Origin of the sequence: Pseudonocardia oceani (assembly GCF_019263585.2) — a bacterium.
GTDB lineage: Bacteria > Actinomycetota > Actinomycetes > Mycobacteriales > Pseudonocardiaceae > Pseudonocardia > Pseudonocardia oceani.
In genome coordinates this window covers 188,363-208,732 of sequence record NZ_JADQDF010000001.1, presented here as the reverse complement: position 1 = coordinate 208,732, position 20,370 = coordinate 188,363, and the positions used below count along the sequence as shown (strand labels likewise).

Annotated in this window: 19 protein-coding genes and 2 pseudogenes; 10 read left to right on the top strand and 11 right to left on the bottom strand. The window is 74.1% G+C overall.

The genetic code is table 11. The features are described 5' to 3' along the window. Positions 1-77 precede the first annotated feature (77 nt). From I4I82_RS01005 to I4I82_RS00985, 6 genes and pseudogenes are all read right to left on the bottom strand, one after another. Positions 78-1,259 (bottom strand): phospholipase D-like domain-containing protein, encoded by a 1,182-nt coding sequence (locus tag I4I82_RS01005; RefSeq protein ID WP_218596958.1) that lies wholly within the window; start codon positions 1,257-1,259, stop codon positions 78-80. Positions 1,260-1,443: 184 nt separating this feature from the next. Then, a pseudogene (locus I4I82_RS34820) lies at positions 1,444-1,656 on the bottom strand (AI-2E family transporter); the annotation flags it as partial. Beyond that, positions 1,653-1,916 carry a hypothetical protein gene (locus I4I82_RS01000; protein WP_218593260.1) on the bottom strand — a complete coding sequence of 88 codons (264 nt, stop codon included), beginning with the start codon at positions 1,914-1,916 and terminating at the stop codon, positions 1,653-1,655. The gene I4I82_RS01000 and the pseudogene I4I82_RS34820, both read right to left, overlap by 4 nt. Positions 1,917-2,130: 214 nt before the next feature. Beyond that, positions 2,131-3,015 (bottom strand): metallophosphoesterase, encoded by an 885-nt coding sequence (locus I4I82_RS00995; protein ID WP_218593259.1) that lies wholly within the window; start codon positions 3,013-3,015, stop codon positions 2,131-2,133. A gap of 11 nt (positions 3,016-3,026) precedes the next feature. Then, the gene (locus I4I82_RS00990) at positions 3,027-3,446 is read right to left on the bottom strand and encodes a hypothetical protein (RefSeq protein WP_218593258.1); all 420 of its coding nucleotides are present in this window, start codon (positions 3,444-3,446) and stop codon (positions 3,027-3,029) included. A 760-nt stretch (positions 3,447-4,206) separates the two neighbouring features. Continuing rightward, positions 4,207-4,368 carry a hypothetical protein gene (locus tag I4I82_RS00985; RefSeq protein ID WP_226369814.1) on the bottom strand — a complete coding sequence of 54 codons (162 nt, stop codon included), beginning with the start codon at positions 4,366-4,368 and terminating at the stop codon, positions 4,207-4,209. Positions 4,369-4,651: 283 nt separating this feature from the next. On the opposite strand from I4I82_RS00985, the gene I4I82_RS00980 reads away from it, so the two are divergent. The 5 genes and pseudogenes from I4I82_RS00980 (at position 4,652) to I4I82_RS34810 (ending at position 10,958) form a co-directional block, all read left to right on the top strand. Continuing rightward, positions 4,652-4,984, top strand: a complete 333-nt coding sequence (locus I4I82_RS00980) for a hypothetical protein (protein WP_218593257.1) — start codon at positions 4,652-4,654, stop codon at positions 4,982-4,984. A gap of 663 nt (positions 4,985-5,647) precedes the next feature. Further along, positions 5,648-5,917: pseudogene (locus tag I4I82_RS34815) on the top strand (helix-turn-helix domain-containing protein); the annotation flags it as partial. A 128-nt stretch (positions 5,918-6,045) separates the two neighbouring features. Beyond that, the gene (locus I4I82_RS00970; RefSeq protein ID WP_218593256.1) at positions 6,046-6,300 is read left to right on the top strand and encodes a hypothetical protein; all 255 of its coding nucleotides are present in this window, start codon (positions 6,046-6,048) and stop codon (positions 6,298-6,300) included. Continuing rightward, complete coding sequence (locus I4I82_RS00965; RefSeq protein WP_225920463.1) at positions 6,297-9,542, top strand: acetyl-CoA carboxylase family protein; 3,246 nt, start codon at positions 6,297-6,299, stop codon at positions 9,540-9,542. Before I4I82_RS00970 ends, I4I82_RS00965 begins: the two co-directional genes overlap by 4 nt. A gap of 465 nt (positions 9,543-10,007) precedes the next feature. Continuing rightward, complete coding sequence (locus I4I82_RS34810) at positions 10,008-10,958, top strand: cold-shock protein (RefSeq protein WP_218593280.1); 951 nt, start codon at positions 10,008-10,010, stop codon at positions 10,956-10,958. Between the two features lie 163 nt (positions 10,959-11,121). On the opposite strand, the gene I4I82_RS00940 is transcribed toward I4I82_RS34810, so the two are convergent. Together I4I82_RS00940 and I4I82_RS00935 are read right to left on the bottom strand one after the other, a co-directional pair. Then, positions 11,122-11,712: an MFS transporter gene (locus tag I4I82_RS00940; protein WP_218593279.1), complete on the bottom strand. Its 591-nt coding sequence runs from the start codon at positions 11,710-11,712 to the stop codon at positions 11,122-11,124. A 460-nt stretch (positions 11,713-12,172) separates the two neighbouring features. Beyond that, entirely contained in the window at positions 12,173-12,667 is a 495-nt protein-coding gene (locus I4I82_RS00935) for a DUF6326 family protein (RefSeq protein WP_218593278.1), read from the bottom strand. 189 nt (positions 12,668-12,856) lie between these two features. On the opposite strand from I4I82_RS00935, the gene I4I82_RS00930 reads away from it, so the two are divergent. Next, entirely contained in the window at positions 12,857-13,990 is a 1,134-nt protein-coding gene (locus tag I4I82_RS00930) for a sensor histidine kinase (protein WP_218593277.1), read from the top strand. Further along, positions 13,987-14,646: a response regulator gene (locus tag I4I82_RS00925; RefSeq protein ID WP_218593276.1), complete on the top strand. Its 660-nt coding sequence runs from the start codon at positions 13,987-13,989 to the stop codon at positions 14,644-14,646. The genes I4I82_RS00930 and I4I82_RS00925 overlap by 4 nt, the downstream gene beginning before the upstream one ends. Positions 14,647-14,690: 44 nt before the next feature. Here the strand turns inward: I4I82_RS00925 and I4I82_RS00920 are convergent, their stop codons facing one another. The 3 genes from I4I82_RS00920 to I4I82_RS00910 form a co-directional block, all read right to left on the bottom strand. Then, complete coding sequence (locus I4I82_RS00920) at positions 14,691-15,482, bottom strand: enoyl-CoA hydratase/isomerase family protein (protein WP_218593275.1); 792 nt, start codon at positions 15,480-15,482, stop codon at positions 14,691-14,693. Continuing rightward, on the bottom strand, positions 15,479-15,832 hold the full coding sequence (locus I4I82_RS00915; RefSeq protein WP_218593274.1) for a nucleoside triphosphate pyrophosphohydrolase family protein: 354 nt from the start codon (positions 15,830-15,832) through the stop codon (positions 15,479-15,481). The genes I4I82_RS00920 and I4I82_RS00915 overlap by 4 nt, the downstream gene beginning before the upstream one ends. 61 nt (positions 15,833-15,893) lie before the next feature. Next, on the bottom strand, positions 15,894-16,694 hold the full coding sequence (locus I4I82_RS00910) for an IclR family transcriptional regulator (protein ID WP_218593273.1): 801 nt from the start codon (positions 16,692-16,694) through the stop codon (positions 15,894-15,896). Positions 16,695-16,930: 236 nt separating this feature from the next. Between I4I82_RS00910 and I4I82_RS00905 the strand changes: the two genes are divergently transcribed. Genes I4I82_RS00905 through I4I82_RS00895 form a run of 3 tightly spaced genes read left to right on the top strand, consistent with a single transcriptional unit; the run spans position 16,931 to position 20,366 of the window. Next, positions 16,931-17,929 carry a MaoC family dehydratase gene (locus I4I82_RS00905; RefSeq protein ID WP_218594996.1) on the top strand — a complete coding sequence of 333 codons (999 nt, stop codon included), beginning with the start codon at positions 16,931-16,933 and terminating at the stop codon, positions 17,927-17,929. A gap of 8 nt (positions 17,930-17,937) precedes the next feature. Beyond that, a complete protein-coding gene (locus I4I82_RS00900) occupies positions 17,938-18,897 on the top strand; it encodes an HpcH/HpaI aldolase/citrate lyase family protein (protein WP_226369813.1) in 960 nt (319 codons plus the stop codon). Further along, positions 18,894-20,366: an aldehyde dehydrogenase family protein gene (locus I4I82_RS00895; RefSeq protein ID WP_218591552.1), complete on the top strand. Its 1,473-nt coding sequence runs from the start codon at positions 18,894-18,896 to the stop codon at positions 20,364-20,366. The genes I4I82_RS00900 and I4I82_RS00895 overlap by 4 nt, the downstream gene beginning before the upstream one ends. The last annotated feature ends 4 nt before the right edge of the window (positions 20,367-20,370 follow it).

Sequence of the window (20,370 nt, the reverse complement as noted above, 5' to 3'; positions counted from 1 at the left end):
TCAACGGGATGTCGGCGCCATCCGGACGTGATCGGGTTCGTTCGGGCGGCGTGGGGCTTGAGGGGAGGCGAGGCTCCTCAACGACCCGGAACGGTGAGGCCCTCGCCGCCCGAGCCCCGCAGTGGTGCCGCGACCCGGTCAGCCAGCGCTGCTCGTAGCCGCCGCAACTGTCCCCGGTGCCGCCAGCGGGCGGGATCGAGGCGGCGACTGCGTGCCAAGTCGAGGTCGAAGTCGGCGTCGAGTTCGGCGGTGAGGGCCGGGTCGTCAACGACGAGCGCGACCTGCTGGTTGATCGTCAGGGACCGCTGGTCGAGGTTGGCCGTGCCCACCATGGAAATGCGCTGGTCGACGGTGACGACCTTGGCGTGCATGAGGGTGGGCTGGTAGGCGAAGACCTCCACGCCGGTGTCGAGGAGCCGTTGCACGTGTCGGTCGCTCTGCCACTGCACGGTCGGCCGCGCCGGGTGCGGGCCGGTGAGGACAACCTGCACCTGCACGTCTCGTGCGACGGCGGCCGCGAGGTGCCGGTGGAACCGGGAGGCCAGCCGGACGTAGGGGGTGCTGAACCGGATGCGGTCGCTGGCCACCTGCAGCAGGGCGGTGAGGGCCAGTGCGGCGTCGTTCCACCCCGGCTCGGACGAGGATCGCATGACGTGCACCGCGCTGGTCCCTGCCGGCGGGGTGGGCGGGAAGTGGTCGGCTGCGGTGACGAGCGGGTGGGGCGTCTGCTGCCAGGCGCGGGCGAAGGTGCCGCGCAATCCGACGACGGCCGGCCCGCGCACCTCCAGCACCGTGTCCCGGTAGTGGTCAGGATCCTGGGCGTCGCCGGTGTACAGCTGGCCGACGCCGATGCCTCCGGTGAAGGCCAGTTTCTCGTCGCAGATCAGCACGCGCTGGTGCAGCCGCCGGTTGACGGTAGTGAGCCGCCAGGTCAGCAGGGGGTGGTGGAACGCGACGGTACAGCCGGCCGCGCGCAGGGCCCGGATCTGGTTGCGGTCGGCGTGCAGGGCCCCGAAGGCGTCAAGAAGCAGCCGGACCCGCACCCCGTGCCGGGCCCGTTCGGCGAGCGCGTCGGCGAGCTCGGCGGTGATCGGGCCTGGTTCCCACACGAACCACAGCAGGTCCACCGAGCGTCCGGCGTTGCGGACTGCGGCGAGCAGTGCGGGGAACACGCCGTCCCCGTTGCGCAGCACGCGCACGCGGTTGCCGTCGATGAAGGGCTCGCCCAGCAGCGCCTCCAGGGCTCGGCGTGTAGGCACGGGTCGGGTGTGGTCCACGTGTTCCTCCTGAGTGCTCATCGAGTGTCGCGGTTGCGGGTCGGGAACCGGCCCTTGTCGCGGGCGAAGGCCACGGCGCGCGCGGTGCAGGCGGCCACCGGCACGGCCAGGAACGCCCCCAGAACGCCGAGCAGGGCGGCGCCTCCGGTGACCTGACGGCCACGATCACGGTGAACGCGGAGAGTCGGATGACCCGGCCCATGATGAGGGGTTGGACGATGTTGCCGTCGACCTGCTGGATCGCGATGATCAGGACGAGCACGGCGACGGCCTGGCCGAGCCCGCCCGCCGCGAAGGCGGCGAGTACCGCGACCAGTCCGGGGACGAAGGCCCCGACACAGGCAACCAACGCCCCCGAAAAATCAGTACGGCCGATCATCGCAGGCCGTCGTGGGGTTGCAGGCGGAACGGGGGATGATGCACCGCCGACTCGGGCAGGTGCGTCTCTACGGACACCCGCAGCGACAGGGCGGCGACGACCACGACGAAGTGCACCATCGCCCACCCGGGTCGCTCCAGGAGCAGCGCGGCGCCGAGTGCGGCCGGCCAGCCGAGGACCGCCCAGGTGCTGGTCAGCCGCTCCACCGTCCTCTGGACCCCGCCGGGAGGAGGGGTGAGCCCGCGAACGAACTCGGTCATGAAGTCCTCCTCCTGGGAGCCGGGACGTACCGCCAGCGGTGGGGGTCGAAGGAGCGGCCCGCTTCCCGGCGCCCCCGCCGGTCGTCGGCTACCCACGGGCGCGTCGCAACCGAGCACCAGCCCGACTATGACTCGGATCGTCACCGGCGCTACTGATAGCGCACCGCGCCCCCGCTCCCGGGCGTCCGCCGCGCTGTCGACGGATTCGCCGCGGTCAGGCTGCCGGCTGCAACTCGAAGAACACCACCTGCGGCGGCGCGGCGATCCGCATCGGCAGCATGCTGAAGCCGATGCCGCATGTGACGTGGAGGCGGTTGCCCGGCGCACCGTAGCCGCCGGGCGCCCAGCCGCCGACGGCGACGCGCTCCGCGACGGTGAGCTCGTACCACGACCAAAGGGGTAGGTAGGGGATGGTGATCTGCCCGCAGTGCGTGTGCCCGGCGACGGCAAGTGGCGCACTGCCGGCCGGCAGTCGCGGGAACGTGACCGGGTTGTGCATCATCACCACCCGCGGCGCGTCGGCGGGCACCCCGTCCAGGGCCGCGTCGACGTCGACCTGGTCCGGCCGGGCAGGGCCGACACCGACGACGCGCAGCCCCGCTGCACCGGGCACGGTGGCCGAGGCGTTGCGCAGCACGACGACGCCGATGGCCTGCAACGCGGTCGCCACCTCGTCGGCGGCGTCGACCGCGTAGTCGTGGTTGCCGAGTACTGCGTACGTAGGGATCCCGGCTGCGGTGAGCGGGGAGAGCAGGCCGGCCACCTTCTCCATCTGCTCGGCCGGGGACGGGTCTCGGCCCAGGACGAAGTCACCGGCGACCAGCGCCGCGTCGGGCCGCTCCTCGACGACCTCCGCCACGATGTCGCCGACCATGTCGTCGTTGCTGAACCACATCCCGACCTGCAGGTCCGAGAACACCGCGACCGTCGGTGAGGAGCCCGCAGGGAGCCCGGGTACGTCGACCCGGAAGCGTTCCTCGTCCAGGACGAGGCGGGGTTCGACGAACATCCCGTAGGCGACGAGCAGCGTGAGGGTCGCGAGCAGCCCCAGACCGACCCGGCCCAGCACGCGCCGGACGGTCCTGCTCCTGGAGGTCATCGAACCACCCCTCAGCGGGCCGCGTCGTCGATCGACCTGGCGACCAGGTACGGCTCGCCGGCGAAGTGGGCGAAAACCCGGTCGTCGTAGTCGACGCCGAGCTCGGCCTCCACGGACTCCTCGTCGAACGACTGCCGCACCGCCCCGACGACCGCGACCACGCTGCCGCGGGCGAGGTCGTACTCCGGTTCGTGCACGACGAGCAGGGGACCCGCCGGGGGAGCGCTCGTCTCGCCGGCCAGGACTGTGGCGGTCTCGGCGAGCGTGTCGCCGACGACGGCGCTGACCTGGACGGTCCGGCCGTCGAGGTACGAGGTGTCCTCGAGGACCCTCTCCACGGTGACGTCCTCCTCCGGCCCGGCGGAGCTCTCGGGGCCCGCGCTGCAGCCGCTCACCACCATCGCGGCCAGGGCCGCGACGCCCCCGGTCATCGCGGCTCCGACCGGTCCTCGCCGCACGCTCACCGGGCTGCCGGCTCGATCGTCGTCTCGCCGGGCTCCGCGACCGTCGGGTCGATGCTCTCGGCGACGATGCAGGGCTGCCAGGTCGAAGCCGTACTCGCTCTCCACCGCGGGGATGTCGAACGCCTGTTGCGCTGTGCCGGCCACCGCGACTGCACCGTCCTCGTCAATGACCACACCGGCGTCGTGAGGACGATCCTTCGCATGTCAGCTCCTGTGATTGCTCGGTGCGCCTCCTCGTGGGGCACCGTCCCACGCCCGGCTACCCGGCCGGTCGGCCAGGAAAGCGAGCGTTCCGATGACGGATCTCGTCATGTCGGCTCGGGTGCGGGGCGGATCACTTCGGGTAGCCCTGGTCCATGGACGGCGTAGCGAGGAGAGCGGCGGTCGCCACCCGGCGAGCCGCCGGCGGCGCTCGACTGCACGCCGGCCGGGGTGGGCGATGAGTGCGGTGCGGACGACGGCGAGGTCGGTGACCTGATCCGTCGCCACTGGTTGGTGAGCACGATGTCGGGGCGGTAGACGACACCGCTGTCCGCACCCTGGCCGGTGCGGACGGTGACCGCGCTGGGCGCCGGGCGCGCCACGACGACCGCCATGCTCCCCGCTGCCGGTCCGGACTGCGTGGTGGGGGCCGGCGGCGTGGTGGATGCGGGCGGCTCGGAGGCGGTCACCGTGCACCCGGTCCAGGGTCGCAGTGAGCGTCGCGACGACCAGCACCCCTGCGCGCCTATCGCTCACCGGGCACCACCGCAGGTTCGGAACCGGTTCCGATGATCGCCGGGTACCCGGCGACGAGCACCTGCCCGTCCGGGATCGCGGCATCGCCGACGATGCGTCCGGAGGTCGCGATCGGGCTGGAGACCGCGACGAGCCGGTCCGCCGAGGGCACTCCGACCTCACCGTTGACGACCGTGACCTGCAGCGGCGCGTCGGCTCCTGGCCTGCCCTGCGCCGCACCCGGCCAGCACGACCATCCCGGCCGCCGCCCACGCGATCGCGCGCCCACCCGTCGTCGCTGCCATCTCCCGGCGAATAGCCGCAAACGTTGCGTGGTAGTCAACGACATGACTCCGACATCGAACCTCCGCCGAGTCGCGCTCGCCGTCGCCGTTTGCGCCGGGACGGTCACCGGATGCAGTGACGACGCGGGGACGGCCGGACCCGGGCAGGGGGTGACCGTCGCCGAGATCGAGGAGCCGCAGAACTTCTACGAGGGCGAGTACCTCGGACGACGCGTCGAGGTCCGCGCCGAGGTCACCAACGTCCTCGACCCGCGCCACCTCGAGCTCGCCGGCCAGGACTACGGCGAGGACAGCCTGCTGGTCCGCACGGCGGAACCGACGGGCGTGGTGCAGGGCCAGGTGGTGCGCGCGGTCGGCACTGTCGGCCAGTACCACCGGTTCCTCGAGGAGGAGGGCGTACCGCCGGTGCAGTACGACATGTACGAGGAGTACGAGACCGAGGCCTACCTCTACGACGCGACCGTCGAGGTGCTCGGCTCGTGAGGTGAGCGAACCATATCCACGTGGCCAGCACGTTTGTCCTTCGGGCACGACGCGAAGCCCTTCCGCCCGCTGGTTCTGGCGGTGGGTCGGCCCGTCTGTGGTCAGGGCCGACCACCGGCGCCGCTGGCGGGCGATCACCGTGAGCCGTATCGGCCGGTGGGCTGCTCCGGCGTAGCCGCGTCCCTGTTCCGCGAGCGGATCGAATGTCCGAACAGGCTGACCGAGGTCGAGGAGTCAGGACCCGGTGTCGGTCGAGGGCAGACCGGTCCAACACCAAGAGCCGGCCGCTGTCCGCTTCGTCGGCGACGTGCCGGTCCAGCTCCCCTCGGCCCTGAGCGGCGAGGAACTGGTCGACCTGGGCCTGGAAGCCCGCGATCAGCTCGACGCGGTGGGCGGCCGGGTCCGGTGCGGCCCGGCGATCCCCATCGTGGCCAGGCCGCGGACCATCACGACGAAGTCGGCGAGCGCAGCGAAGTCGGACGGCCCGGCGAACCCGACCCCAGCATCGCGGCGACGACGGGCACGTACCCCGACAGGTCCACCATCTACTGGAACACCGTGAAGCCGTGCGCGAAGTGGTGGCTGCGAGGCCCTCCTGCGGTCACCGACCCGCGCCGCCTGCGCAGCTCGTCGATCCGGTCCTGCACCGAGCCTCCACCCGCCATGGCGTTGGCAGAAGTGTCGATGACGAGTGAACTCAATGCCGACGGGGTGCAGGAGGATGGCGACATGGGACGACCGGGCCGACAGCCGTGGAGCACGCGCACGGCCCGCGACCGCACCGACAGCCCCACCCGGGCCGCGCTCCTCGACGCCGCGGAGGACCTGTTCGCCGAGCAGGGCTACAAGCAGTCGCCCATCGCCGGGATCGCCTGGCGGGCCGGCACCTCGCGCGCCACGTTCTACCTCTACTTCTCCTCCCGCGAGGAGGTCTTCCGCGCCCTGGCCGGGCGGGTCCGCGACGAGATCACCGCGGTGCAGCGGGTGGCGGGACGAGGGTCGACCGACCCGCGGGTGGTGATCGGGACGGCGATCCGGGCGTCGCCGAGCTGTGGCGCGAGGTGCAGAACGCCCCGTCGCGGGTCGACGCGGAGTTCATCGGCTCGCTGTGCGCCGAGCACGGGGCGAGACCCGCGGCGTCGGCGCGCACGGTGGCCGAGGTCGTCGCGGCGGCGCTGGTGCACCTCGCCGCGCAGGCGGCCGACGACCCGACCCGCCTCGACGAGCTGGGGCGCGACCTGGTGGAGGTCTACCTCCGGCTCGTCGGACTGCCGCCGGTCGGAACAGGGCACGAGCAGGAACGGGGAGAGGCATGAGCGACGACGGAACAGCGGTGCGCGCGCTGCTGGTGGCCAACCGCGGGGAGATCGCCGTGCGGGTGCTGGCGACGGCGGCCGCACTGGGGATCCGCACGGTCGCCGTGCACCCCGCCGACGACGCGGCCTGCGCCCACGTCGCCCGCGCCGACGAGGCGGTCCTGCTGCCCGGAGCGGGACCCGCGGCCTACCTCGACGTCGACGCCGTGGTGGACGCGGTGGTGCGCACCGGCTGCGACGCCGTGCACCCCGGCTACGGGTTCCTGTCCGAGAACCCCGTACTGGCCCGCCGGTGCGCCGAGGCCGGCGTCCGCTTCGTCGGTCCGTCGGCGGAGGCGCTGGAGCTGTTCGGTGACAAGGCGGCCGCGCGGGGCCGGGCCCGCGAGCTCGGCGTGCCCGTCCTGGAGGGCACCGCGGCTCCCACCGACCTCGACGCCGCCCGCGCGTTCCTCGCCTCGCTGGGCCCCGGCGGTGCGGTGATGGTCAAGGCCGTCGCCGGAGGGGGCGGCCGGGGCACCCGGCCGGTGACCCGGGCGGAGGACCTGTCCGAGGTGCTGCGCCGGTGCGCCGCCGAGGTGCAGGCCGCCTTCGGCGACGGCGCGCTGTACGTCGAGCGGCTGCTGGCGCCCGCCCGGCACGTCGAGGTGCAGGTCCTCGGTGACGGCCGCGGCGACCCCGTCGTGCTGGGCGACCGGGACTGCAGCCTGCAGCGGCGCCGGCAGAAGCTCGTGGAGCTCGCCCCGGCCCCCGCGCTGGACCCCTCCCTGCGCGAGCGGCTGCACGCCGCCGCCCGCACCCTCGTCGGGTCGGTGGCGTACGCCGGGCTCGCGACCGTGGAGTTCCTGGTCGAGGCGGACGGAGCCGGCCCGGACGGGTACGCCTTCCTCGAGGTCAACCCGCGCCTGCAGGTGGAGCACACGGTGACCGAGGAGGTCACCGGGCTCGACCTCGTGGAGCTGGCCCTGCGGGTGGCCGGGGGAGCGACCCTGCGCGATCTCGGGCTCACGGAGCCGCCGCCGTCGCGGGGCGTCGCCGTGCAGGCCCGCGTGAACACCGAGACCCTGCTCCCGGACGGGACGGTCGAGGCCCACGGCGGCGTGCTGACCCGCTTCCAGCCGCCGTCGGGGCGCGGGGTCCGCGTCGACACCCACGGCTACCCCGGCTACACCGTCGGGCCGCGCTACGACTCGCTGCTGGCCAAGGTGGTCGTGACCGATCCCGGCGGTGACCCGGCCCGCGTCGCGGCCCGGGCGGTCCGGGCGCTGGCGGAGTTCGACGTGGCCGGCGTGCCGACCACGATCGGCCTGCTCCAGGCGCTGCTCGACGACCTCGCGAAGCCCGGCGTGCTCGACACCGGCCACGTCGACGCCCACGCGGCGGAGCTGTCAGCGGCCCGCCCGCGCAGCGCACAGCCGGCTGTGGAGGCGCCCGGGTCCGGGCCCGCGGCCGCCGGCGCGCCCGTGCCCGACGGGGCCACCGCCCTGCGCGCCCGCCAGCAGGGGGTGGTGGTCGCCGTCGACGCGGAGGTCGGCGTCGACGTGCCCGCCGGGGCCGAGCTGGTCGTGCTCGAGGCGATGAAGATGCAGCACGCCGTGCCCGTCGCGCGGGCGGGGCGCGTCGAGGAGGTCCGGGTCGCGGTGGGCGACGCCGTCGAGGTGGGGGCGGTGCTGGCCGTGCTGCGCGACTCGGGCGACGAGGACGGCGCGGCCGCCGTCACCGGTCCCGCGGCCGACCCGGCGCGCGTGCGTCCCGACCTGGCCGAGGTGCACACGCGGCACGCCGCGGTCGCCGATGCGGCCCGGCCGGCCGCCGTGGAGCGCAGGCACCGCGGCGGGCGCCGGACCGTCCGGGAGAACCTGGCCGACCTCGTCGACCCGGGCAGCCTCGTCGAGTACGGCGCCCTGACGATCGCGGCCCAGCGCCGCCGCCGCGACGTCGACGACCTGATCGCCCGCACCCCCGCCGACGGGCTGGTCACCGCCACCGCGACGGTGCACGGGAACCCGGTCGCCGTCCTGGCCTACGACTACACCGTGCTGGCCGGCACCCAGGGCGTCCACAACCACCGCAAGACCGACCGGCTGCTCACTCTCGCCACCGAGCGCGGCCTGCCGCTGGTGGTCCTCGCCGAGGGCGGCGGCGGGCGGCCGGGCGACACCGACACCTCCGCCGTTGCCCAGCTCGACGTGCCGACGTTCCGGCTCGCGGCCGGGCTGGCCGGGCGGGTGCCGACGGTGGCCGTGGTGGCGGGGTACTGCTTCGCCGGCAACGCGGCGCTGGCGGCGGGCTGCGACGTCATCATCGCCACCGAGGGGAGCAGCCTCGGGATGGGCGGCCCGGCGATGATCGAGGGCGGCGGGCTCGGGGTGGTCGCGCCCGGGGACGTCGGGCCGATGGACGTGCAGGTCGCCAACGGAGTCGTCGACGTGCTGGTGCCCGACGACGCGGCGGCGATGGCGACGGCGCGCCGGTACCTGTCCTACGTCACGGGGTCGGCCACGGGAGACACTGCGTCGAAGGAGGCGGCCGACCAGCGCCTGCTGCGCCACCTCGTGCCGGAGGACCGGCTGCGCGGTTACGACGTGCGCCCGGTGCTCGAGACCCTGTTCGACACCGGCAGCGTGCTGGAGCTGCGGGCCGGCTTCGGGACCGGGGTGGTCACGGCGCTGGCCCGGCTCGACGGCCGCCCGGTCGGGGTGCTCGCCAACGACCCGCGCCACCTCGGCGGGGCCATCGACGGCGACGCCGCCGACAAGGCCACGCGGTTCCTGCAGCTGTGCCAGGACCGCGGGCTCGCCGTGGTGTCGCTGTGCGACACCCCCGGCTTCATGGTCGGCCCGGACGCCGAGCGCACCGCGATCGTGCGGCGGTTCGGCGCGATGTTCGTGGCCGGGGCCCGGCTGACCGTGCCCGTTTGCGCCGTCATCCTGCGCAAGGCCTATGGGCTGGGGGCCATGGCGATGTGCGGCGGCAGCGTGCACGCCCCGATCCTCACGGTGTCGTGGCCGACCGGGGAGTTCGGGGGGATGGGCCTGGAGGGTGCGGTCCGGCTGGGGTTCCGGGCGGAGCTGGAGGCCATCGCCGACCCGCACGAGCGGAAGGAGCGTCACGACGAGCTCGTCGCCGACTACTACGAGCGGGGCCGGGCGCTGAGTGTCGCCACCGTGTTCGAGCTGGACGACGTCGTCGATCCCGCCGACACGCGCGCGTTGCTCGTCGGGGTCCTGCGGGTGGCCGGATGACCGTTCGGTTGCACCGAACACGGTCCGCTGAACACGGAACGGGCCCGCGCGGGGACCGGTCGGAGGCGGGCGAGCTCGGCGGGTGGAGGTTCCGTCGGGTCGACAACGACGTCGAGACGTCGTCGCGTCAGGGCCGCGGTGTCGCTCCCGAGGCCCGGGTCGTTCGCTCGTTGTGGGACGGCCTGGGGGACTGGATGTGCCGGCCGCTGGGCCGGGTGGGGGGTCGGTTCGCGGGCCCGTGGTGCCGAAGGCGCGGAAGAGCGTGCGGACGTCGGCCTGCACCGTCTCGGTCGGGGCCACGGCCCGGGTCCAGACCTTCCCGGGCCCCGCCGAGCCGTCGGCGTGATCGACGAGACGGGCGAGGCGTTCGACCGCACCGCCCGACCGTGGGCCCGGCCCGACGGACCGCGAGGTCGGTCGGGGAGACTGGGGGCCATTGCCCGCCCTCCCGACCTGGAGCCTTCGATGCCGCAGGGAACCGTCCGTTGGTTCGACGCCGAACGGGGTTTCGGCTTCCTCGCGCCCGAGGACGGCTCTCCGGACGTGTTCGTGCACGCCTCGGAGATCGTCGGGGACGGCGGCGCGACCGTGCTCCGCGAGGGCCAGGGCGTCGTGTTCGAGGTGGGCGAGAACGACCGGGGGCCCCAGGCGCTGCATGTTCGTGTCACCGCCGACGCGGCCGCCGGCAGCGCCGTGGGCCTGCTCGGCACGGTCAACTGGTACGAGCCGGGCAAGGGGTACGGCTTCGCGTCTCCGGACGGCGGTGGCGCCGACATCTTCGTGCACAGCTCCGCCATCGTGACCGGCGGCGTGGTCACCGAGGGGCAGCGGGTGGCCTTCGTGGTCGTCGAGGGCGAGCGCGGTCCGCAGGCCGGGCACGTGATCCCGCTGGGAGCGGGGGCCGGCCTGTCCGCTGAGGTCGGGACCGCGGACGGCGCGGACGGTGCCGACGGCACGGTGGCCTGGTACGACGAGGACAAGGGCTTCGGTTTCGTCAGCCCCGACTCCGGCGGCGGGGACGTCTTCGTCCACGCCCGGGCCCTGGCCGAGGGGCTGACATGGCTCACGGAGGGCGACCGCGTCGCCTACGAGGTGGTCAGTGGGGACAAGGGCCCGCAGGCCCGCGACGTGAACCTGGTCCGTGAGCCCGGGCCGGCGCCGCAGCGGCCGGCACCTGCCGCGGCCGCAGGGCCGGCGTCGCGGGACGTGCCCGCGCGAGGTGGGGAGGGCGTCGTCGCGCGCTACGACGGCGACCGCGGCTTCGGTTTCATCACCCCGGACGCGGGCGGCGACGATCTCTTCGTCCACGTGTCGGTGGTCATCGGATCGGGGCCTCTGGAGGTGGGCGACCGGGTCCGGTACGCGGTGCGTCAGAGCGACCGGGGCCCGCAGGCCGACCGCGTCGAGCGCCTCTGAGGGGCGGCCCCATCGACGGCTGATCACCTCCCGACGAGAGCGATCGTCCACCACCGTCGACGGCGCCGTCGGCAACGCGGCTGCCGCCTGCTCCAGGGATCGACCTCCCTCGTCGTGATGAGACCGGTGTCGACCCGACCTCCGCTGTTCGACGGCGAGACCATCACGGCCGGTTGCACCATTCCTCCGACACTCCCGGCTGGTCCACCGCGGCCCCGTCGGCGGCCAGGCTGGTGAGCAGGGCGAGACCGTCGGCGGCGGCGATGCCGGGTTCGGCGGTGTAGACCGCGAGGTGCTGGCCGGGCGCGCTCTCGATGGTGAGCTTCTCGAAGTGCAGCCGGATCTCGCCGATGTCGGGGTGCTGGAAGTGCTTGTCCTCCTGGATGCGCGGACCGACCTCGTAGCGGGCCCAGAGGGCGGCGATGGCGGCGACCAGCAGCCCGCCCAGGGACTGGCCGAGCACGGCGGCGAGCCCGAACACGGCGCCGTGGAAGCCGAGGGCGATGCTCTGCTGCCGTCCGGTGAGACCCGCCCGGATCAGCGCCAGCGACTGCGGCGCCATCAGCGCCGCAGTGACGCCCTGCAGGATGCGCCCCACGACGAGCACGGCGGGTGCGGGCGCGATGCCGCACAGGAGGGAGGCCAGCGCGAACCCGATCAGGCCGACGAGGAACACGCGCTGACGACCGTAGAGGTCGCCGACCCGACCGCCCAGGACCAGGGTGACGGCGTAGGTGGCCGCGTAGGACGCCACGACCTGTCGGCCCAGCAGGTCGCCACCGCCGAGCTCGTCCTGGTGGACGGGATGGCGAGGTTGACGATGAAGAAGTCCAGCGGGGGCAGCAGCGTGCCCACCAGCAGGGTGGCGATCCCGAGCCAGGTGCGGCCCGCCGAGCCGGACGCGTCGCCGTTCACGTCGCCGCCCCCGCCGTTCCGAGCGAGGACGTGGTCGCGTCCGGCGCGCTGCGGACCATGGCCGCGGGCACGCTCGTGGTCATCGTGATGCTTGGTCGGGGGTGCATGCGCAGTCCTGCACTTCCTGCCGGTGGCCGTGGCCGAGCTCCGGGGCCGAGACTCGCAGGGTGGACCGCCGGACCGGGAGGGTGCGCTGCACCCACCCCTCCGCGAGGGCCGCGCCGACCACCTCGATCAGGCGGGAGACCGGCCAGCCGGAACCCGGGTCCGAGCACGGGCTCCGGGTCTGCCTCGGAGCGTCACACCCTGGCCCCGCCGAGGTCGCGGCCGGCGGTGGCCCGCACGGTCCGGGGCCAGGTCCAGGCGGCGCGCAGCACGAAGGCCAGGAGCAGCACCTCGAGGCCGATGGAGAAGGCGTAGAAGTAGGCGTAGTCCCAGGACTCCTCGCCGGTCGCGTTGTAGATCGAGAAGGGGATGTAGAGCGCCGCCACGACGAGGTTGGCGGCGCGGCCGGTACGGGCGGGCAGGGTCGTGGAGAGCACGACCATGAGGATCGGGACGGCCAGGAGCGTGAGCGCGAGGCCGACGAAGGTCGGGCCGGTCTCGAACTCGTGGACGACGCCGACCAGGATCTCGTCGAGGGAGCCGGGCTTGTACAGGTGGAGGTAGTCGACGTAGAGGTAGAGGAACATGAAGCTGGTCCAGGCCGCTGCGAGCTTCGCCCGGACCGGGAGCCCCGCTTCCTGGAACGCGCCGGTGGTCGTTCTCCTTGAGCTTCGCACGCTGCTGGTCATCACGTCTCCTGTGTGCCGGTGGGCCGGCCGGGTCCACCCCGGTCGGTGTCCTCACCCTGACGACCGGCGACGGGCGGCGCGTCCGCCTGCGGGCTCGGGCCGTCCCGGCCGGGGGGACGAGGCGTCCGCAGTACTTCCGGCTGATCCGCCCGGGCGGCGGTCCCTCTAGGTTGGCCGGGAGGGGGGAGCATGCTTGCTGGAGTGTGGGACGAGCCGCGCCCCCCGTGCCCGCCGGTGCGGGTGTGGCGGGACTGGGCCGTCGTGGCGGTCCTCGTCGCGAGCTCGTTCGTCGAGGTCCTGCTGCGCGAGGACCAGGCGTGGGCGCCGCTGCTCGTCGGCGTCGGCCTCGTCGTGGCGGCGTGCCTGCTGTGGCGGCGCACGAGCCCGCTGGCCGCGGTGGCCGTCGCCTTCGGAACCCTCCTCGCCTTCGACGTCGCGAGGATCGTGGCCGTCGACGCCACCGGCCTGCAGAGCATCGCCGGGGTGCTCGTCCTGCCCTACGCCCTCCTGCGCTGGGGAGCCGGCCGGGAGGCCGCCGTCGGACTCGGCATCATCCTCGTCTGGTTGTCCGTCACCCTCGTGGTGGAGCCGACCTCGCCCGCGGAGAGGGTCGCCGGCTACGGCTTCTTCCTGTTCTCGGCCGCGCTGGGCGCGGCCGTGCGCTACCGCACCAGCAGCCGCCTCCGCGAGATCGAGGAGGTGCGGTTGCGCCAGCGCAACGACCTGGCCCGCGAGCTGCACGACATCGTCGGGCACCGCGTCTCCGCGATCGCCGTCCAGGCGCAGGCGGGTCGAGCGCTGTCTGCGGCGGATCCCGCACGCGCGTTGGCCACGCTGGTCACCATCGAGGAGGAGGCGTCCCGGACGCTCACGGAGATGCGGGCCCTGGTCGGTGTGCTGCGCGAGGGCACCGGCGCCGCTCTGGCCCCCCGGCGGGGCGTGGCGGACATCGAGCGGCTGGCCCGGCCCGGCGGCGACGTGGTGGGCGTCCGCGTGCAGGTCTCCGGTGACGTCGAGGTCGTCGACCCGGCGGTCGGCACCGCCCTCTACCTGATCGCCGCCGAGGCGGTCACCAACGCGACCCGCCACGCCTCGGGCGCCACTCGCGTCACCGTCGACGTCACCGCGTCCCGCGGTCGGGTGCGCCTGCGCGTGCACGACGACGGCGCGGCCCGCACGGCCGGTCCTGCGCCCGCCGGCTACGGGCTGCGCGGCATGGCCGAGCGGGCGAGCCTGCTCGGGGGCACCCTGCGGGCGGGACCCGATCCGGCCGGCGGCTGGAGCGTCGAGGCCTCGCTGCCCCGTCCGGTGCGTGCGTCGTGACCGTCCGCGTGCTCGTCGCCGACGACCAGGACATCGTCCGGGCGGGGCTGTGCATGATCCTGGACGCCCAGCCCGGCATCACCGTCGTGGGCGAGGCCGCCGACGGCCGACGGGCGATCGCGATGGCGCGTGCGCTGCGTCCCGACGTGTGCCTGCTGGACGTCCGCATGCCCGACGTCGACGGGATCGAGGCCACCCGGCAGCTCGCCGGGCCCGACGTCGTCGAGCCCCTGGCCGTCGTCGTCATCACCACGTTCGACCTGGACGAGTACGTCTACGGCGCGCTGCGGGCGGGCGCCCGCGGGTTCCTGCTCAAGGACGCCGGCGCCGAGCTGCTCACCCAGGCCGTGCACGCCGCCGCCCGCGGCGACGCCCTGATCGCCCCCGCCGTCACCGCGCGGCTGCTGTCCGCCTTCGCCGGCAGGCGCTCGCGCCCCGTGCCGCCCGAGCCCGTCGAGCCGCTGACCGCCCGCGAGGAGCAGGTCCTGCTCGCCGCCGCCCGGGGGAGGACCAACAGCGAGATCGGCGACGAGCTGTCGATCAGCCTCAGCACCGTCAAGACCCACATCGCCGCCCTGATGCGCAAGCTGGACGCCCGCAACCGCGTGGAGATCGTCATGTGGGCCTACGAGACGCGCCGCGTCGACACCGCCTGAGGGGCTCGCCGGGCGTCGACGACCGGATCCGGGCGGTGACCCGCTCAGCCCGCCCGCTCCCGCCACCGCGATGCCCGCTTCCCCGCCACGGCCGCGAGCCCCTCGAGGTGGTCCGGGTGGGCGGCGGCGGAGCCCTGGTGGCGGGCCTCCATCGCCAGCAGCGACTCGAGCGGGACCTCGCCGGCGGCGCGGAACTGCCGCTTGGTGAGGGCGAAGGCGTGCGCGGGGCCGGCGGCCAGGCGGGCGGCCACCTCGGCGGCGCGGCCGGGCAGCGCGGCGTCCGGGACGACCTCGTTGACCAGGCCGAGCGCCAGCGCCTCCGCGGCGGGCAGCGGACGGCCGCTCGTGGCGAGGTCGAAGGCGCGCGCGTGGCCGAGCTCGCGCACCAGGTACCAGGACACACCGGTGTCGGGGACCAGACCGACCCGGCCGAACGCGCACGAGAACGAGGCGCTGTCGGCGGCGAGCCGCAGGTCGCAGGCCAGTGCCAGGCCCATCCCCGCGCCGACGGCGGGTCCGTTGACGGCGGCGACGACCGGTTGGGGCATCGCCGCGATCGTCTGGGCGAGCGGGTTGTAGGTCGCGGCGATGGTCTCGTCGGCGTGGGCGAGCTCGTTCCGGGCGGTCAGGTCCTGGCCGACGCAGAACGCGCGCCCGGTGCCGGTGAGCACGACCGCACGCACGCCCTCGTCGGCGGCCAGCTCGCGCAGCGCGGCGACGAGGGCGCGCCGGGTGGGGAGGTCGAGGGCGTTGAGGCGGTCCGGGCGGTCGAGGGCAACGGTCGCGACCGCACCGTCGTGCTCGACGGAGACGGTTCCCGCCGGAGGGTTCGTCATCGCGGCTCCCCACCCTCGACCGCGCTCGTGAGGTCGGCGCCGATGCGTCCCATGGTCGCCTCGTAGGCCTCCGGCAGGTCGACGTCGAGACGGTCGGCGAGCACGAAGACCCACCAGAGGCACTCGGCCAGCTTGTGGCGGAGCTCGGCGTCGGTGTCCCCGTCGATGTCCCAGGTGCGCTCGGCCGCGAGGACCAGCCGGCCGACGTAGGCGGCGTCGTGGGTGAAGCCCAGCGCCAGCTCCGGGGTGGTCCAGGTCCGCCCCAGCAGCCGGTGCTCGAGCGCTTCGTACAGGTCCCGGACCTCGCGGGCCCGGGCGCGGGCGGCGGTCATGCCGGCGTCCTCGGTCATGGTCTCTCCCTCATGGTCTCTCCCTCATCGTTTCTCCCTCGTCGTGTGGAGCGGTGCGCGCTCAGCGGGACAGCGCACCGGTGATCGCGCGGGCGGTCGAGCGCACCCAGGCGCCCCACTCGGGTACCCGGCCGGCGTCGAACCGGGTGTCGGGCATGGAGATGGCGACGGCGGCGATGGGGCGGCCGGAGTCGTCGGCGACGGCGGCCCCGACGGCGCAGACCCCGGCCCGGTTCTCCGAGATGTTCACCGCGTAGCCGCGTTCCCGGGCCTCGAGGACCTGGTGCATGAGGTGCTGCGGGTCGACGCTGGTGTTGGGCATGACCTTCTCGAGCGGCCGCGCCAGGATCTCCTCGACCCTGGCGTGCGGCAGCATCGCCAGCACCGCCTTCCCGCTGCAGCTGGTGTGCAGGGCGGTGGTGGCGCCGATGGCGTTGAAGGTCCGCACCGGGTGGACGGAGTCGACCCGTTCGATCAGGACGAGCTGGACGTCGCGGTCGAGGACGGAGAAGTGGATCGTCTCGCCGCTGCGCTCACCGAGCGCCCGCAGGTGCGGCATCGCGACGTCGCGCAGGGACGCGGACAGGGTGTCCTGCCGGGCGAGCGCGAACAACCGCGGGCTGAGCTGCCAGCGGGTCACGGCGTCGTCGGACGTCTGCGCCCAGCCCTCCTGATCGAGGGTCCGGAGCAGGCGCTGCACGGTGGACTTGGGCAGGTCGAGCATGCGGGACAGCTCGCCGACGCCCACGGGCCGGTCCTGTGCGGTCAGTGCCTCGAGCACCCGGAGCCCGCGGATCAGGGTCTGCGTCCCCGGCTGGCCGCCCGGCGCGGACGGCGCCGGCTCGGGATCGGGTGCGGTCATCGGCGTCCTCGGTGCGGAGTGGGGGAGCGGTGGGAGTCGGCCCACCGGCCGTAGGGCGTGTCGACCGTACCATTCAGCGGCACGAGGACAAGCACGGTGCGCCGCACGAGCTCGTCCATCCGAAGTCGCCGACCGCAGAGCGCGTCGTCAGGGCCTTGACACGGGCCGGTGCGGCCCCAACACTGCGCCTGGCAACGAATGGCACGCCGTGCCACTGAATGAAACGGAGATCTGCGATGACCGCCTCGGACCCGGCGACGTGGCCGCTGGTGCCGCGCAACAACTCCTTCGAGGACCACGTCGTCGGCCGCGTCTTCGAGCACCACTGGGGCCGGACGGTCCACGCGTCGGACAACATCGCGTTCACGACGCAGACGCTGGCGTTCAACCCGGTGTACTTCAACCGGGACGCCGCGATCGCCGACGGGCACGCGGACGAGGTGGTCAACCCGCTCCTCGTCTTCGCGGTCGTGTTCGGCCTGAGCGTGGAGGACCTCAGCGAGAGCGGCGGCCCGTTCCTCGGCGCCCGCGACGTCCGCTACCTCAGGAACGTGCACCCCGGCGAGACGCTGTACGCGTCGAGCACCGTGCTCGAGGCCCGGGAGTCGGACTCCCGGCCCGACACGGGGATCGTCACGTGGCGCACGGTCGGCCGCGACGCCGCCGGCGAGCCGGTCGTCGAGTTCACGCGCACCAACCTCGTCCGCAAGCGGATCGAGGGCCGCACGCTCGCCGACGTGCCGGAGGGCTTCGCCGAGGACTTCCGGGTGGGCGACCGCTTCCGGCACGCCCGCTCCCGCACGGTGACCGACCTGGACCTGAACGGCCTGACCCTGCTGGTGATGAACACCGCCGCCGGGCACTTCAGCGAGCAGGAGATGGCGGCCACGCCGTTCGGCGGACGGATCAACTTCGGCGGCCTGACCCTCTCGCTCGCCATCGGCCTCGCGACCCAGGACACCACCGGCCGGGCGGTCCGCGAGATCGGCCTGGACGACGTCGCGTTCCCGCTGCCCGTCCGGCACGGCGACACCATCGGCGCCGCCACCGAGGTGCTGTCCGTCGAACCGGCGGGCCAGGACGCCGACGTGACGTTCCGCCACCACGGCATCAACCAGCGCGGCGAGACCGTCTGCCGGGCCACCCGCACGGTGCGCCTGCGCACCCGGGCGGCGCAGGCCGCCGGGAGCCCGGCGGCCCCCGCGCTCGCCCCCACCGCACCGACCGGAAGGTGACCGACCCCGTGAGCACACCCCGACCCACCCGCCCCCGCCGCTCGTGCCTCGCCGTGCCCGGCAGCAGCGAGAAGATGCTCAAGAAGGCGCAGGGCCTGCCCGCCGACCAGGTGTTCCTCGACCTCGAGGACGCCGTCGCCCCGATCGCCAAGCCCGCCGCGCGCGCGACGGTGGTCGAGGCGCTCACGCACGGGGACTGGTCCGGCAAGACGCGCGCCGTCCGGATCAACGACGCCGACACCGAGTGGGCCCACGAGGACGTCCTCGAGGTGGTCCGCGGCGCGGGCGCCCATCTGGACTGCATCATGCTGCCCAAGGTCGAACGGGTCGCGCACATCCACTGGCTGGACCTGCTGCTGACCCAGGTCGAGCGCGAGCTGGGGCTGCCCGTGGGCGGCATCGGCATCGAGGCCCAGATCGAGGGGCCGGCCGGGCTGAGCGAGATCGAGGCGATCGCCACCGCCACCTCCCGGACCGAGACCCTGATCTTCGGGCCCGGCGACTTCATGGCCGCGATGAAGATGCCCGCCCTGACCATCGGCGCACCGGGCGCGGCCGGGTACGACCCGTTCGACACCGTGCTGATGACGATCGCGATGACGGCGCGCAAACACGGGCTGCAGGCGATCGACGGACCGTTCGCCCTGATCCGGGACCTGGACGGCTACCGGGCCTCGGCCGCACGGGCCGCCGCCTACGGCTACGACGGCAAGTGGGTGCTGCACCCGGGGCAGATCGACGCGGCCAACGGCGTCTTCGCGCCCGGCCAGGCCGACTACGACAAGGCCGAGCTGATCCTCGAGGCCTACGCCCACCACACCTCCGAGGCCGGTGGCGGCCTGGGCGCGGTGATGCTCGGTGACGAGATGATCGACGAGGCGAGCCGCAAGCTCGCCCTCGTCACCGCCGAGCGCGGCCGGCTGCTGGACATGCGCCGGACCACCGCGTTCACCCCGGACGCCCGATGAGCCCCGCACGCCAGACGGCAGGCGACGGACCCGCGACCGGGAGCGGCGCGACGACGGCGAGGATCGACCACTGGATCGGCGGCCGGAGCACCCCCACCGGGGGCGACCGCCGCCTGACGACGCACAGCCCCGCGGACGGCAGCGAGATCGCCGACATCGCCCTGGGCACCCGGGACGACGTGGACCGGGCCGTCGCCGCCGCCTCCGCCGCGGCCCCGGCCTGGCGGCGCCGCAAGCCGGTCGAGCGAGGCCGGCTCCTCCTGCGGCTCGCCGCGGCCGTGCAGGAACACGCCGACGAGCTGGCCGTGCTGGAGTCGGGGGAGACGGGCAAGTCGATCCCCCAGGCGACCGCCGAGATGGCGGGATCGGCCGCCTACTTCGAGTTCTACGGCGGCCTGGTCAACGCCCTGCAGGGCGAGACCATCGACGTCGGCCCGGGGTTCCACACCTACACGCTGAACGAGCCGTTCGGCGTCGTCGGCGTGATCACCCCGTGGAACGGGCCCCTCAACCAGGCCTCGCGCGGCGTGGCGCCCGCACTGGCGGCGGGCAACACCGTGGTGCTGAAGCCGTCGGAGTTCACCTCGGCCACGAGCCTCGTGCTCGCCCGCCTCGCCACCGGGGTGGGCTTCCCCGACGGCGTCCTCAACGTGGTGACCGGCGACGGGCAGGGCGCGGGCGTCGCCCTCGTCGAGCACCCCGACGTCCGCAAGGTCGCGTTCACCGGCTCGGCCCGGGCCGGTCGCGAGATCGGCCGCATCGCCGCCGACCGGATCATCCCGCTGACGCTCGAGCTGGGCGGCAAGTCCGCGAACATCGTCTTCGCCGACGCCGACCTCGAGCGCGCGGTCCAGGGGTCGCTGACGGCGTTCACGGCGAACGCGGGGCAGATCTGCTCGTCGGGCACGCGCCTGCTGGTGCAGCGCCCGGTCCACGACGAGTTCGTCGCGCGCCTCGTCGAGGCCAGCCGCGCGGTGCGGGCCCGCGAGACCCTCGGCCCGATGACCACCCGGGCCCAGTACGACAAGGTGCTCGAGTACTTCGCCATCGCCGGCGCGGAGGGCGCGCGGGCCGAGACCGGCGGAGCGGCACTGCCCGAGGCCGAGCGCGGCGACGGCTGGTTCGTGCCCGCGACCATCTACACCGGCGTCGACAACTCGATGCGGATCGCCCGCGAGGAGGTCTTCGGCCCGGTCCTCGCGGTCATCCCGTTCGACGGGGAGGACGAGGCCGTCGGGATCGCCAACGACAGCGACTACGGCCTGGCCGCCGGTCTCTGGACCCGCGACGTGTCCCGCGCGCTGCGCGTGGCCGAGCAGCTCGAGGCGGGCCAGGTCTACGTGAACACGTGGTCGGCCGGCATCGAGGCGCCGTTCGGCGGCTACAAGCAGAGCGGTTACGGCCGGGAGAAGGGCGTGCAGGCGCTGCACCACTACACCCAGACCAAGAGCGTGACGGTGGCACTGTGAGGAC

Bases quoted from the DNA above. Each gene is read 5' to 3' on its own strand.
- I4I82_RS01000 (WP_218593260.1), bottom strand. From the start codon at position 1,916: ATGACCGAGTTCGTTCGCGGGCTCACCCCTCCTCCCGGCGGGGTCCAG.
- I4I82_RS00995 (WP_218593259.1), bottom strand. From the start codon at position 3,015: ATGACCTCCAGGAGCAGGACCGTCCGGCGCGTGCTGGGCCGGGTCGGT.
- I4I82_RS00990 (WP_218593258.1), bottom strand. From the start codon at position 3,446: ATGACCGGGGGCGTCGCGGCCCTGGCCGCGATGGTGGTGAGCGGCTGC.
- I4I82_RS00965 (WP_225920463.1), top strand. From the start codon at position 6,297: ATGAGCGACGACGGAACAGCGGTGCGCGCGCTGCTGGTGGCCAACCGC.
- I4I82_RS34810 (WP_218593280.1), top strand. From the start codon at position 10,008: ATGCCGCAGGGAACCGTCCGTTGGTTCGACGCCGAACGGGGTTTCGGC.
- I4I82_RS00935 (WP_218593278.1), bottom strand. From the start codon at position 12,667: ATGACCAGCAGCGTGCGAAGCTCAAGGAGAACGACCACCGGCGCGTTC.
- I4I82_RS00930 (WP_218593277.1), top strand. From the start codon at position 12,857: ATGCTTGCTGGAGTGTGGGACGAGCCGCGCCCCCCGTGCCCGCCGGTG.
- I4I82_RS00920 (WP_218593275.1), bottom strand. From the start codon at position 15,482: ATGACGAACCCTCCGGCGGGAACCGTCTCCGTCGAGCACGACGGTGCG.
- I4I82_RS00915 (WP_218593274.1), bottom strand. From the start codon at position 15,832: ATGACCGAGGACGCCGGCATGACCGCCGCCCGCGCCCGGGCCCGCGAG.
- I4I82_RS00910 (WP_218593273.1), bottom strand. From the start codon at position 16,694: ATGACCGCACCCGATCCCGAGCCGGCGCCGTCCGCGCCGGGCGGCCAG.
- I4I82_RS00905 (WP_218594996.1), top strand. From the start codon at position 16,931: ATGACCGCCTCGGACCCGGCGACGTGGCCGCTGGTGCCGCGCAACAAC.
- I4I82_RS00895 (WP_218591552.1), top strand. From the start codon at position 18,894: ATGAGCCCCGCACGCCAGACGGCAGGCGACGGACCCGCGACCGGGAGC.